Genomic DNA, 13256 nt, shown 5'->3' with positions numbered 1-13256 from the left:
GCTCGAAACCGTCCATGCAAGCCTGCATGGACGGTTTCGAGCTGGTTTCGCCGGTCATCGACGGTATCAACGACGGCACCGAAGCCAGCATCGACAAAGCGCTGCTGGGCAAGATCGACCTGATCGTGACCACCACCGGTAACGTCAACGTTTGCGACGCCAACATGCTCAAAGCTCTGAAGAAGCGCGCTGTTGTCTGCAACATCGGTCACTTCGACAACGAAATCGACACTGCTTTCATGCGCAAGAACTGGGCATGGGAAGAAGTGAAGCCACAGGTACACAAGATCCACCGTACCGGTTCGGGCGCTTTCGACGCACAGAACGACGACTACCTGATCCTGCTGGCCGAAGGTCGTCTGGTGAACCTGGGCAACGCCACCGGTCACCCGAGCCGCATCATGGACGGTTCGTTCGCCAACCAGGTTCTGGCACAGATCTTCCTGTTCGGCCAGAAGTACGCCGACCTGTGCCAGCCCAGAAAGCCGAGCGCCTGACCGTTGAAGTCCTGCCGAAGAAACTCGACGAAGAAGTGGCCCTGGAAATGGTTCGCGGCTTCGGTGGCGTGGTCACTCAACTGACCAAGCAACAGGCTGACTACATCGGCGTCACCGTCGAAGGCCCGTTCAAGCCGCACGCTTACCGCTACTGATTGACGCGGCGGCCTGCTCTCCCTGTGGGAGCGGGCTTGCTCGCCAAAGCGGTACATCATTCAACACAGATGTTGCCTGACCCACTGCTTTGGCGAGCAAACCTGCTCCCACATGGGCGGCGCAAGCCTCACAGGCTTCGTGTTTCCAAGGGTATTTCCCATGTCCCAAGACCGTCGCTACAGCTTCGAGTTCTTCCCGACCAAGACCGATGCTGGGCATGAAAAGCTGCTCAACGTTGCCCGTCAGTTGGCAACGTACAATCCCGATTTCTTCTCCTGCACCTATGGCGCTGGTGGTTCGACCCGTGATCGCACCCTCAACACCGTTCTGCAACTGGAAAGCGAAGTCAAAGTACCGGCCGCACCGCACCTGTCGTGCGTCGGCGACAGCAAGGACGACCTGCGCGGCCTGCTGAACGAGTACAAGGTTGCCGGCATCAAGCGCATCGTTGCCCTGCGTGGTGACCTGCCGTCCGGCATGGGCATGACCAGCGGTGAGCTGCGTCACGCCAATGAGCTGGTTGAATTCATTCGTGAAGAAACCGGTGATCATTTCCACATCGAAGTGGCTGCTTACCCGGAGATGCATCCGCAAGCGCGCAACTACGAAGACGATCTCGCCAACTTCGTGCGCAAGGCCCGCGCCGGCGCCGACAGCGCGATCACCCAGTACTTCTTCAACGCCGACAGCTACTTCTACTTCGTCGACCGTTTGCAGGCGCTGGGCGTGGATATTCCGGTGGTTCCAGGGATCATGCCGATCACCAACTACAGCAAACTGGCGCGCTTCTCCGATGCCTGCGGTGCGGAAATTCCGCGCTGGATCCGCAAGCAACTGGAAGCCTACGGCGATGACAGCCAGAGCATTCAGCGCTTCGGCGAACACGTCGTCAGCGAGATGTGCGAACGCCTGTTGCAGGGCGGTGCACCGGGGCTGCACTTCTATTCCATGAACCAGGCCGAACCTAGCCTGGCGATCTGGAATAACCTGAAGTTGCCGCGTTGAAGCAGTTGCAAGCTTCACGCTAAAGTCGCAAAGCAAGATCAAGAGATCGCAGCCTTCGACAGCTCTCAAGAGCTGTCGAAGGCTGCGATCTTTTGCTTTTAAAGGCCCGAAACAGAGCTTGTGCAGGCACTTTCTGGCTCTTTCGTGTTTCTCGTCGTAATCTCAGGCCATGCCTTTGATCACGCAGTTATTCGCAGTGCTGGTTTTTGCTTGCCTGAGCTTCGCCGCTCGAGGCGAGAAGTTGCGTATTGTCACCGAGCCATGGGCGCCGTACGTGTACGAGGAGAACGGCAAGAAACTCGGGCTGGACTTCGAAACCACGGCCATCGTGTTCAAGCGCCTGGGCATTGAAGTCGAATGGCAATTCCTGCCCTGGAAGCGTTGCCTGTCGATGCTGGAAACCGGCCAGGCCGACGGCGCACTGGACATCTTTCACAGCGACGAGCGCGACGCCACCCTGCTCTATCCCAGCGAACCGCTGTCGGACGTCGAGTTCGTGATGTTCTATGCCAACGACCGGCCGCACCCTTTCAGCCAACTCGAACAACTCAAGGGCCTGACCATTGGCACCTCGCCGGGCTACCTCTACAGTCCCGACTTCAGCGAATCAACATTGTTTACCCGTGAGCCGGCCCCCACCCACGAAGCCAACTTCGGCAAGCTGGTACGCGGTCGTATCGACTTGTTGATCACTGATCGCCGCGTCGGCCAGCATTTGCTCGATGAGCTGAATCTGCGCGATCAGATCAGTGAAAATCCTGCCGTTATTAGCCGCCAGAGCCAGTTTCTGGCGGTTCGGCGCAATGCCGGGATGGATTTGCTGGTGCAGCGTTTCGGCGCAGAACTCAAACGGTTCAAGCGAGAACCGGCCTATGCCGTACTCAGCGCACGCTATGGCGCGGCACCTGTCGAGGAGCCGCCGTTGGGCTCTGCTTCGGCCAGCCGCAAAACCGTTGAGCAGCAGGAAAGCAGCGCGCAGTGATTGCTCTGTTATACTCCTGCGTTCCCGCCAGGCTCACGCCCGGACGCCCGGAACCGTAACAGGCCTCTCGACCCGCTACAGCGCAGCTTTCCAGCCCGCGCGAGCGCTCCAGACGTGCCTTCGGAACCGCAGCAGGACCGGACGGGATTGCGTCCTCTTAAACGTCATTCGCGCCAGGCAAGACTCCCATTGGGCCAAGCCCTAACTAAAACAGGATTACTCATGTCCTTTGCTTCCCTCGGTCTCTCCGAGGCTTTAGTCCGCGCCATCAACGATGCGGGCTATACCGAGCCTACTCCGGTGCAACAGCGGGCCATTCCCGCCGTGTTGCAAGGTCGCGACCTGATGGTTGCGGCACAGACAGGTACTGGTAAAACCGGCGGCTTCGCCCTGCCGATCCTGGAGCGCCTGTTCCCCAACGGCCACCCGGACAAATCCCAGCGTCACGGCCCGCGCCAGCCACGTGTATTGGTTCTGACCCCGACCCGCGAACTCGCGGCCCAGGTTCACGAGAGCTTCAAGATCTACGCCCGTGACCTGAAATTCGTCAGCGCCTGCATCTTCGGCGGCGTCGGCATGAACCCGCAGGTTCAAGCCATGTCCCGTGGTGTCGACGTCCTCGTCGCCTGCCCGGGTCGCCTGCTCGATCTCGCCGGCCAAGGCAGCGTCGATCTGTCCCACGTTGAAATCCTCGTCCTCGACGAAGCCGACCGCATGCTCGACATGGGCTTTGTCCACGACGTGAAGAAAGTCCTCGCGCGTCTGCCGGCCAAGCGCCAGAACCTGCTGTTCTCGGCGACGTTCTCCAAAGACATCACCGACCTTGCCGGCAAACTCCTGCACAACCCGGAACGCATCGAAGTGACACCGCCGAACACCACGGTCGAGCGCATCGAGCAACGCGTGTTCCGCCTGCCGGCCAGTCACAAGCGTGCATTGTTGGCGCACCTGATCACCGCAGGCGCCTGGGAACAGGTGCTGGTGTTCACCCGCACCAAGCACGGCGCCAACCGTTTGGCAGAATACCTGGACAAGCATGGCCTGCCGGCTGTGGCGATCCACGGTAACAAGAGCCAGAACGCCCGCACCAAAGCCCTGGCCGACTTCAAGGCTGGCGAAGTACGCATTCTGGTGGCCACCGACATCGCCGCTCGCGGTCTGGACATCGACCAGTTGCCACACGTCGTCAACTTCGAACTGCCGAACGTTGATGAAGATTACGTTCACCGTATTGGCCGTACTGGCCGTGCCGGCCGTTCGGGCGAGGCGATCTCGCTGGTTGCTCCGGACGAAGAAAAGCTGCTCAAAAGCATCGAACGCATGACCAAGCAGAAAATCGCCGATGGCGACCTGATGGGCTTCGATTCCAGCACCATCGAGGCCGAGAAGCCTGAAGTACGTGAACGTCCGGACGTGCGCAATCCACGCAACCCTCGCGGCCCACGCGGTGACGGCCCGAATGGCGGCGGTGGCGGCGGCGGTCGTAAAGACAAAGGCAAAGACAAGGGCAAAGACAAGCCCGCCGGCGAACGTGGCGAGCGCCCTGCCCGTCAGCAGAAACCACGCGAAGGCAGTGCGTCCCGCGAACAACGTCCAAGCCAGCCACCACGCGCGGCCGCTGACCGTGCACCGGACGAATTTCTTGACGACGATATCGATAACTTCGGTAACCGCGTTGATTACGTACCCAAGCCAGCCCCTGCCGGCGGCCGTGGCCGTCGTCCAGGCGCGCCGGCTCAGGGCGCAGGTTCGGGCGCACCACGCGGCGGTCAGTCGCAAGGTCGTCAGAACGGCCCGCGCAACAGCAACGGTTCGAGCACCGGTACTCCGCCGGGCAAACGCAACGGCCCGCGCAACGGCGCTCCGCGTGATGGCCAGGGTCGTCGTGACGAATCCTCGTCGTCCTCCTCTCGCAACCGCCGTCCGGCCCGTGACGATCAGCCACGCACCGAACCGGCTGTGCAGAACCCGCGCAGCAATGGCCCGAAGATCATGCACAAGGAATCGAAAGCCGACCGCTTCCCGACGCCTGAGCAACTCGACCAACTGCCAAGCCGCCCGCGTGGCGAAAAACCAGCGTTGCTGACCCGCAACCGCTGAGTTAACGCTGCCATGAAAAATGCCCCGGCTCGAAAGAGACGGGGCATTTTTTATGCTGCGCCTACATTCTCCTGTGGGAACCGTGGTGAGATGCAGACAATAAAAAACGCCCCCGATCTTACGACCGGGGGCGTTTTTGTGTAGCGGGCGAAAGTTACTTCGCTTTCACACCTTCAAACGAGATGTACAGGTCGACGTTGTCGGACTGTGGGCCCAGATCCATCATCTTGCCGAAATCGGAACGCTTGATGCTGGTGGTGCCTTCGAAGCCGGCACGGTAGCCGCCCCATGGATCCTTGCCTTCACCCAGGAACACAGCCTTGACCACGATTGGCTTGGTCACGCCGTGCAGAGTCAGGTCGCCGGTCACGTCAGCCGTGTCTTTGCCCGCGGCGTTCTTGCCAGTGGACTTGACGCTGGTGGAGACGAACTTGGCGTCAGCGAATTTGCCCACGTCCAGGAAGTCTTTGCTGGCGATGTGCTTGTCGCGTTCGGCGTGGTTGGTAAACACGCTGGCGGTGCGCACGTTGAATTCGATTTTGCTCGCTTCAGGCTTGGCAGCATCAAAGCTGAACTTGCCGTCGATGTCTTTGAACGTACCGGTGATGTAGCTGTAACCCAGGTGGCTGATCTTGAAGTCAACGAAGGCGTGCTGGCCTTCCTTGTCGACGATGTAGTCAGCGGCCATTACGTTGGCGGACAGCACGGCAGAACCGATTGCCAGAGCGGCCAGAGTCTTTTTCAACATGCTTTCTTTTCCTTTGAGTCGAGGTTGAGCTTCAGGCTTTGCGACCGAGCATTCGAGTGAGGGTCGCATCACGATCAATAAAGTGGTGCTTCAATGCTGCCAACGCATGGAGGCCGGAAAAAATTACCACCACCCACGCCAGCCAGAGATGAATCACCCCAGCGGTATCTGCCTGATCCGGTAGCCCGGAGAGCAGTGCAGGAACTTCAAACAGGCCAAACACCGGGATCCCGACACCGTCTGCGGTGGAAATCAGGTAACCGGCAATCATCACAGCGAACAACGCCAGGTACAGAAACCCGTGGCCGAATTTAGCGCCGATGCGGGTCATGCGGCTGTAGCTTTGCAGCGTCGGCGGCGGTGGGCTGATAAAGCGCCACAGCACCCGCAACACCATCACACCCAGCAGCACCAGACCGATGCTCTTGTGCAGGTCCGGCGCGTCTTTGCGCCAGGTGCTGTAGTAATCCAGCCCAACCATCCACAAGCCCAGCGCGAACAGTCCAAAGACCACCAGCGCCACGCCCCAGTGCATGAAGATGCTGACCCAACCATAGCGCGAAGAAGAGTTACGTAGCGGCATTGCCCAAATCCTGTGAGAACTGCGAACCAAGACTAGCGAGTTATCTATCGAATTAAAGCGGAAAATTTCGCTTTGAAATATCGAGAAATACGATCAAGAGTCTGAAAGTAGCGTGTTAAGAAAAGATTAAAAGCGAAAGTGTTGCCGATTGTTGGCCATCGATCTCGAACGTGTACGGCCTGAACAGGCCCGTTCCCACAGTTATTGCGGTGACCGCACTATTTGCCGACCCCTGTGCGAACGGGCTGCTCAGGATGAGGCCCTTACAGACAAAAAAAGCGCGGCATCAGAGCCGCGCTTTTTTGTTTACCGCAAGGCCTTACTGCGCCTTGGTTTCGGTCGTTGCAGCAGGCTTGGCGGCAGGTTTTGCCACTGGTTTCTTCGCAGGCTCAGTCTTTTTCGCTGCAGGCTTGACCGCAGGTTTTTTGGCTTGGGTTTTGGCCGCAGGCTTCTTCGCAGCCGGCTTGGTCGCCGCTTTCTTCGCTGGCTCAGCTTTTACCGCAACAGCAGGCTTCGGCGCTTGCACCGGAGCTGGCGCAGGTGCCGGCGTTGGCGCTGGAGCCACGGGGGCTGGAGCCGGTTCCGGGGCCTTGGCTGGCGCTGGCTTCTTCTCGTCATCGGAGCCGCCAAACAGGTTGCTGAAGAAGTTGCCCTTCTTCGCCGCCACAGCACCTGCTGCGCCTGCCGCTGCAGCGGCCGGAACCACTTTGGCCGGTTCGAACGATTTGCCTGCCGCCAGATCTTCAACCTGACTGGCCGCACGCTGACCGGTGCGCAGTGCGCCTTCCAGCGTGCCCGGGTACAAGGTGTCGGTGTGTTCGCCAGCAAACGCTATGCGTTGCAGCGGGCGTTCCCACAGGCGCCAGAACTTGCTGATCTGGCCTGGACCGAAGGCCAGGTAGGCGCCGCCCATCGACGGGTCGATGCTGTAGCGGCGGATCTCATAACCGGTGAACGAACCACGGGCCTGTGGATAAAACGCGTGCAGACGAATCAGCACCTGATCGACCACCTGCTTGTCGCCGAACGCTTGCATCACGCGAGCATTGTCGCCGGACAGGTTGATCACCACGTTGGCGCCGCCCTTCAACGCCGGCTCGATCCACAACATGCCCAGACCTGTGTTGCTGTAGATCTCGCCGGACATGCGCGCCTTGCTTTCCCACACGGGCGTCTTGAACTTGAGCATGATCTGGTCGCGCCAGCCGTAGTTGGTGCCCTTGATCGCCGCCAGGTGCTGAGCGTCGAGTGCCGGCGTCATCTGAATCTTGTTCAAGGCGCGCAGCGGCACGGCCAGCACCACGTAATCAGCCTGATAACCCACAGCGCCGACTTTGACGGTCACACCGTCCTTGTCCTGGCTGATGGCCGACACCGGCGAGTTGGTCTTGATGACCTTGATCTGTTTGACGAAAGCCTGGGCCAGCACCTGGCTGCCGCCAACCAGACGCGCGGCGCGCAGGTCACGGTCCGAGACACCGCGATAAACGCGGTTCTGCTGGGCGAAGTACAGCAGCGACAGACGCGAGGGTTCGTCGTAGTGGGTGCGGATGTCCTGGTTGATCAACTGACGCGCAGTGGCCGGCAGGTTCTGCTTGTCGAGCCAGCTCGACACGTTGATTTGGTCCAGTGCGTGCAGCGTGTTGGTGGCCGCCGGGTTCTGCGGATCGTCAATCGAGCGCGCCAGATCGTCGAGGGTTTTCTGATAGCGTTTCATCGCCTCGGCAGTGGCCGGTTGCTTGGTCGCCAGATCAGCGGCGGAGAAATACTCACCGTCGATCAGATAACCCGGCGTGCGCACGAATTCCGGCGCCGGCGTGGTGCTCAACTTGAACGTCGAGACGTACTTGTTCAGCACCGGCTGAGTCTTGTCGTTGCCGATCCACTCGCTGGTGGCCATGCCCGAACGGCCGCCCAGGCTTGGCTTGGCTTCCAGCAACGTCACCTGCCAGCCCTTGTTTTGCAGCTCGTAGGCGGCAGTCAGACCCGACAGGCCGCCGCCGATCACGATTGCAGTTTTATCCTTGGCCAGCGCTGTAACGCTGAACAGCCCCAACATCACCAGCGCACAGGCGCGCAGCCAACCGACAGACATTCAGCGAACTCCGGAAATACACGTAGGAAAAAGCAGTTTTGCGGGTCAGACGACCCAAAGAACCGCGAAGAATACGTTAGCCATCAAAGCGCCGCCAGCGACGTCTATCGGCTCATACAAAGTAGCTCAATCGACACAATGGGTTGTTCCCGCGCGATGCATTGCATAGGCTTGCGCGATTGTTTGCCCGCGCCTGACGCGAGCCGCCTCGAGGAGACTGTAAATGGGCCTGAATAACCAGTGGATGCAACGCGACCTCGCAGTGCTGTGGCATCCCTGCACCCAGATGAAAGACCACGAACAACTGCCGCTGATCCCGATCAAGCGCGGTGAAGGCGTCTGGCTGGAAGACTTCGAAGGCAAGCGCTACCTCGATGCCGTCAGCTCCTGGTGGGTCAACGTGTTCGGCCACGCCAACCCGCGCATCAACCAACGCATCAAGGATCAGGTCGATCAGCTTGAACATGTGATTCTGGCCGGTTTCAGCCATCAACCGGTGATCGAGTTGTCCGAGCGTCTGGTGAAGATGACGCCCGAAGGCCTGAACCGGGTGTTCTACGCCGATAACGGTTCGTCCTGCATCGAAGTCGCGCTGAAAATGAGCTTTCACTACTGGCTCAACCGCGGCCAACCGAACAAGAAGCGCTTTGTCACCCTGACCAACAGCTACCACGGCGAAACCATGGCCGCGATGTCGGTCGGCGACGTACCGCTGTTTACCGAGACTTACAAAGCCCTGTTGTTGGACACCATCAAGGTGCCAAGCCCGGACTGCTACCTGCGCCCGCAAGGCATGAGCTGGGAAGAACACTCGCGCAACCTGTTCGCGGCGATGGAACAGACGCTGGCCGAGCACCATGCCAGCGTTGCAGCGGTGATCGTCGAGCCGTTGATTCAGGGCGCTGGCGGCATGCGCATGTATCACCCGATATACCTCAAGCTGCTGCGCGAAGCCTGCGACCGCTATGGCGTGCACCTGATCCACGACGAAATCGCTGTCGGCTTCGGCCGCACCGGGACGATGTTCGCCTGTGAACAGGCCGGCATCCGTCCGGATTTCCTCTGCCTGTCCAAGGCCCTGACCGGCGGCTACCTGCCGCTGGCGGCGTGCGTGACCACCGATGACGTCTATAGCGCCTTCTACGACGACTATCCAACCCTGCGCGCCTTCCTCCACTCGCACAGCTATACCGGCAACCCGCTGGCCTGTGCGGCAGCGCTGGCGACGCTGGATATCTTCGAGCAGGACAACGTGATCGAAAACAACAAGGCCCTCGCCCAGCGCATGGCTTCGGCCACCGCGCATCTGGTCGATCACCCGAACGTGTCCGAAGTGCGCCAGACCGGCATGGTGCTGGCCATCGAAATGGTCAAGGATAAAGCCACCAAAGAGGCCTACCCTTGGCAGGAACGGCGCGGCTTGAAGGTGTTCCAGCATGCGCTGGAGCGTGGCGCATTGCTGCGTCCGCTGGGCAGCGTGGTGTATTTCCTGCCGCCGTACGTGATTACCCCGGAGCAGATCGACTTCCTCGCCGAGGTCGCCAGCGAAGGCATCGACATCGCGACGCGTGACAGCGTCAGCGTGGCGGTGCCGAAGGATTTCCATCCCGGCTTCCGTGATCCGGGCTGATTCGGTTTGCTTTAGATTTGCGGTGTTTGGACTGCCGCTTTCGCGAGCAAGCCCGCTCCCACATTTTGGAATGCATTTCCCTGTGGGAGCGGGCTTGCTCGCGAATGAAGTCGACACCGATCCACCTGATTCACATTTTTCCAGAGATCCGACATGAGACTGTCCCGCTTCTTTATCGACGCCCCGCTGAGCACTGGCGAACACGAACTGCCGGAAGCCCAGGCGCATTACATCAGCCGCGTGCTGCGCATGGCCGAAGGCGATGCGGTGCAGATGTTCGACGGCTCCGGCCATGAGTTTCGCGGATCCCTGGTGGACGTCGGCAAGAAGCGCGTCGTGGTGCAGATCGACGAACAGTTGCCCGGCCAGGTTGAATCGCCGCTACAGATTCATCTCGGCCAGGGCCTGTCCCGCGGTGAGCGGATGGACTGGGCGATTCAGAAGGCCACCGAGCTGGGTGTCACTGAAATCACCCCGATCTTCAGCGAGCGCTGTGAAGTGCGACTCAAGGACGAACGCGCGGACAAACGCCTGATGCACTGGCGTCAGGTTGCAATCAGTGCGTGTGAACAGTGTGGTCGTTCGCGGGTGCCGGTGATTCATCCGCCCGTGTTGCTGGCCGATTGGCTGAAGCAGACGCAGGCAGACCTGAAACTGGTTTTGCATCCGGTGGCCGAGCCGCTGGTGAGCCATGCAAAACCTGCGACGCTGGCGTTCCTGATTGGCCCTGAGGGTGGTTTGTCCGATGCCGAGGTCGAGTTGGCCAAGGGCAATGGTTTTCACGCTGCGCGCCTCGGCCCGCGAGTGCTGCGCACCGAGACCGCACCGGTGGTGGCACTGGCGGTGGCCCAGCAACTTTGGGGTGATTTCTAACCCTTATGGGAGGGGGCTTGCTCCCTCCCACGACGATTGCGTCTACAGGACGTAAAACAGAATCGCCACAAAATGCAGCAGACTCCCGGCGATCACGAACAGATGCCAGATCCCGTGGGCGTGGCGCAACCGATGGTCGAGCGCAAAAAAGATAATCCCCACGGTGTACAAGACCCCGCCCGTGGCCAGCCAGGCAAATCCGGTGGTGCCCAGCGCCGCCAGCAACGGCTTGACCGCCACCAGCACAATCCAGCCCATTACCGCGTAAATCACGATCGACAGAATCCGCGCTTCGGAGCGCGGCTTGATCTCTTGCAAAATGCCGATCAGCGCCAGCCCCCAGACAATCCCGAACAGCGTCCAGCCCCACGGCCCGCGCAGCGTCACCAGACAGAACGGCGTGTAGCTGCCGGCAATCAACAGGTAGATCGAAAAGTGATCGACCTTCTTCATGATCGCTTTCTTGCGCCCGCGCACGCTGTGGTACACGGTTGAAGCGCTGTACAGCACCAGCAAGGTCAAGGCGTAAATCGCCACACTGACAATCTTCCAAGGACTGCCGTCGAGGCTGGCGATCACCAGCATCCAGACCCCGCCGATAAAAGCCGCCACCGCCCCGACCAGATGGGTCCAGGCGTTCAATCGTTCCCCGTGATACATGTGTCGCTCACCTCAAATTCATTACCGCAGCGCGCAAGGCTCGGGCCTTGAGCGTAAAAGCGCAATGTTTCTGTTAAACACGAGCCTGCGCAGGTCGTGGTAATTGGGCACAATCGGCCGATACCAAAAAGAGTCCGCGCCATGCTGATCGACGAAGAGTTGACCCTGAAAAAACTCGAGGTGTTCCTCGCCTTCATGCGCACCGGCAATCTGGCCCGTGCCGCTGCCGAGTTGCAAACCAGTAACGTCAGCGTGCATCGCGCCATTCATTCACTGGAAAGCGCCCTGCGCTGCCCGCTGTTCAAACACGAAGGACGCAACCTGACACCGCTGGAAAGCGCCTATGTGCTGGAAGAGCGCGCGCAGAAGCTGATCCAGGACGTGGTCGAAAGCGTGCGCCTGACCCGCGAGGCTGCCGGGTTCTCTGCCGAACGCTTCAAGCTCGGCTCGCTGTATTCGCTGACGGTCAAGACCGTGCCGCAACTGATCATGGGCCTGAAGATCCGCCGCAGTGAACTCAACATCGATTTGATTCTGGGTTCGAACATCGACCTGCTCTACAAGCTGAAAAACATGGAAGTCGACGCGATTCTGGTGTCACTGGACGACAGCATCAACGACCCGGACTGCGAGCAGATTGCGCTGTTCTGCGATGACATCTTCCTCGCGACGCCGGCCGATTCAAGGTTTGCCCAGCGCAGTGAAGTCGATCTGGCCGAGGTGCGCAACGAAACCTTCATCACCCTGACCCAAGGCTTCGCCACGCATCAGGACGGCAATCGGGTGTTCAAACAGGCAGGCTTCGAGCCGAAAGTGGCGATGCAGGTCAATGACATCTTCACCCTGCTGAGCATGGTCAGTTCCGGTGTGGGGTATGCGTTGCTGCCGGGGAGGATTGCAGCGGTGTACGAGAACCGGGTGAAGCTAATCCCGTTGCAGGAGAAGTACCGGTTGCAGCAGCACATTGGCGTGGTGTTTTTGAAGGCCAAGGAGCGCGATCCGAATCTGCTGGCGTTGTTGGCGGAGTGTCGAATGTATGCCAATCGGCAGGTCTGAAACCGAGTCGCGTCCTTCGCGGGCAAGCCCCCTCCCACAGGAAAACGCATTCCCCATGTAGAGGCGGGCTTGCTCGCGAAGGCGTCAGACCCGACAGCAGACTGTCTTAACCCATCAACCCACGCATCAGCAAAAACAACACCGAAGGCCCGAGCAAACACCCCAGCGCGGTATAGAACGCGGCGGTGAGGCAACCATAAGGCACCAGCTTCGGATCCGTCGCCGCCAAGCCGCCGGCCACGCCGCTGGACGTGCCCATCAACCCGCCAAAGATCACCGCACTGCGAGGGCTGTTCAGGCCAATCATCGGCGCCACGAACGGCGTCATCACCATCACCAGAATCGCCTTGATCAGCCCTGCCGCAATCGACAGCGCCATGACTTCGGAAGTGGCGCCAATGGCGGCACCGGTCACCGGGCCGACGATGTAAGTCACCGCCCCTGCGCCAATGGTGGTCAGGCTCACGGCATCGGTGTAACCGAACGCCATCGCCACGCCGACGCCTGCGATGAAGGACGTGCCAACGCCGACAAACAGCGCCAGCACCCCAACAAATCCGGCACGTTTGAGTTCATCGACACTCACGCCGAACGCTGTGGCGACGATTGCGAAATCACGCAGCATCGCCCCGCCGAGCAGGCCGATGCCCGAGAGCATCGGAATATCCACCACGCCTTTCTGGCCCCCGGTCACCGCACCGCCGATATACGACAGCAACAGCCCGAGCAAAATGGCGATGGCCGAACCGTGCAAGCGGCCCTTGGTGAAGGTGTTGGACATCCAGTAGGACACCCACATGGTCAGGCCGACAATCAGGAACCCGCTGATCAGACCGTAACCGGTGATGACTTTCATCAATGATTCGTACAT

11 protein-coding genes and 1 pseudogene are annotated in these 13256 nt (G+C 60.0%); 7 read left to right on the top strand and 5 right to left on the bottom strand.

Annotated features, from left to right (window positions below):
• The 4 genes and pseudogenes from ACIOWA_RS09275 to ACIOWA_RS09260 all read left to right on the top strand — a co-directional run.
• Window positions 1-652: pseudogene (locus tag ACIOWA_RS09275) on the top strand (adenosylhomocysteinase); the annotation flags it as partial.
• A 160-nt stretch (window positions 653-812) separates the two neighbouring features.
• A complete protein-coding gene (gene metF, locus ACIOWA_RS09270) occupies window positions 813-1658 on the top strand; it encodes a methylenetetrahydrofolate reductase [NAD(P)H] (RefSeq protein ID WP_339430316.1) in 846 nt (281 codons plus the stop codon).
• A 169-nt stretch (window positions 1659-1827) separates the two neighbouring features.
• Window positions 1828-2640, top strand: coding sequence for a transporter substrate-binding domain-containing protein (locus ACIOWA_RS09265; RefSeq protein WP_339464491.1), 813 nt, complete (start codon window positions 1828-1830; stop codon window positions 2638-2640).
• A gap of 222 nt (window positions 2641-2862) precedes the next feature.
• Entirely contained in the window at window positions 2863-4740 is a 1878-nt protein-coding gene (locus tag ACIOWA_RS09260; protein WP_339430318.1) for a DEAD/DEAH box helicase, read from the top strand.
• Between the two features lie 154 nt (window positions 4741-4894).
• Here ACIOWA_RS09260 and ACIOWA_RS09255 read toward each other — a convergent pair whose 3' ends face one another.
• The 3 genes from ACIOWA_RS09255 to ACIOWA_RS09245 form a co-directional block, all read right to left on the bottom strand.
• The gene (locus ACIOWA_RS09255; RefSeq protein WP_339430319.1) at window positions 4895-5488 is read right to left on the bottom strand and encodes a YceI family protein; all 594 of its coding nucleotides are present in this window, start codon (window positions 5486-5488) and stop codon (window positions 4895-4897) included.
• A gap of 31 nt (window positions 5489-5519) precedes the next feature.
• The gene (locus ACIOWA_RS09250; protein WP_339430320.1) at window positions 5520-6071 is read right to left on the bottom strand and encodes a cytochrome b; all 552 of its coding nucleotides are present in this window, start codon (window positions 6069-6071) and stop codon (window positions 5520-5522) included.
• 319 nt (window positions 6072-6390) lie between these two features.
• Window positions 6391-8166, bottom strand: coding sequence for a flavin monoamine oxidase family protein (locus ACIOWA_RS09245; protein ID WP_401159391.1), 1776 nt, complete (start codon window positions 8164-8166; stop codon window positions 6391-6393).
• Between the two features lie 223 nt (window positions 8167-8389).
• Here ACIOWA_RS09245 and ACIOWA_RS09240 point away from each other — a divergent pair, with 223 nt between their 5' ends.
• Both ACIOWA_RS09240 and ACIOWA_RS09235 read left to right on the top strand, forming a co-directional pair.
• A complete protein-coding gene (locus tag ACIOWA_RS09240; RefSeq protein ID WP_339430324.1) occupies window positions 8390-9796 on the top strand; it encodes an adenosylmethionine--8-amino-7-oxononanoate transaminase in 1407 nt (468 codons plus the stop codon).
• Window positions 9797-9949: 153 nt separating this feature from the next.
• Entirely contained in the window at window positions 9950-10669 is a 720-nt protein-coding gene (locus ACIOWA_RS09235; protein WP_339430325.1) for a 16S rRNA (uracil(1498)-N(3))-methyltransferase, read from the top strand.
• Between the two features lie 42 nt (window positions 10670-10711).
• Here ACIOWA_RS09235 and ACIOWA_RS09230 read toward each other — a convergent pair whose 3' ends face one another.
• Window positions 10712-11329: a hemolysin III family protein gene (locus ACIOWA_RS09230; RefSeq protein ID WP_339430326.1), complete on the bottom strand. Its 618-nt coding sequence runs from the start codon at window positions 11327-11329 to the stop codon at window positions 10712-10714.
• A gap of 141 nt (window positions 11330-11470) precedes the next feature.
• On the opposite strand from ACIOWA_RS09230, the gene ACIOWA_RS09225 reads away from it, so the two are divergent.
• The gene (locus tag ACIOWA_RS09225) at window positions 11471-12385 is read left to right on the top strand and encodes a LysR substrate-binding domain-containing protein (protein WP_339430327.1); all 915 of its coding nucleotides are present in this window, start codon (window positions 11471-11473) and stop codon (window positions 12383-12385) included.
• A 106-nt stretch (window positions 12386-12491) separates the two neighbouring features.
• On the opposite strand, the gene madM is transcribed toward ACIOWA_RS09225, so the two are convergent.
• Entirely contained in the window at window positions 12492-13256 is a 765-nt protein-coding gene (gene madM / locus ACIOWA_RS09220; RefSeq protein WP_339430328.1) for a malonate transporter subunit MadM, read from the bottom strand.

The sequence above is a fragment of the Pseudomonas sp. NPDC087614 genome (assembly GCF_044743485.1).
Taxonomy (GTDB): domain Bacteria; phylum Pseudomonadota; class Gammaproteobacteria; order Pseudomonadales; family Pseudomonadaceae; genus Aquipseudomonas; species Aquipseudomonas baetica_A.
The sequence above is the reverse complement of the archived record's forward strand: the minus strand, read 5'-3'. Positions and strand labels throughout refer to the sequence as shown.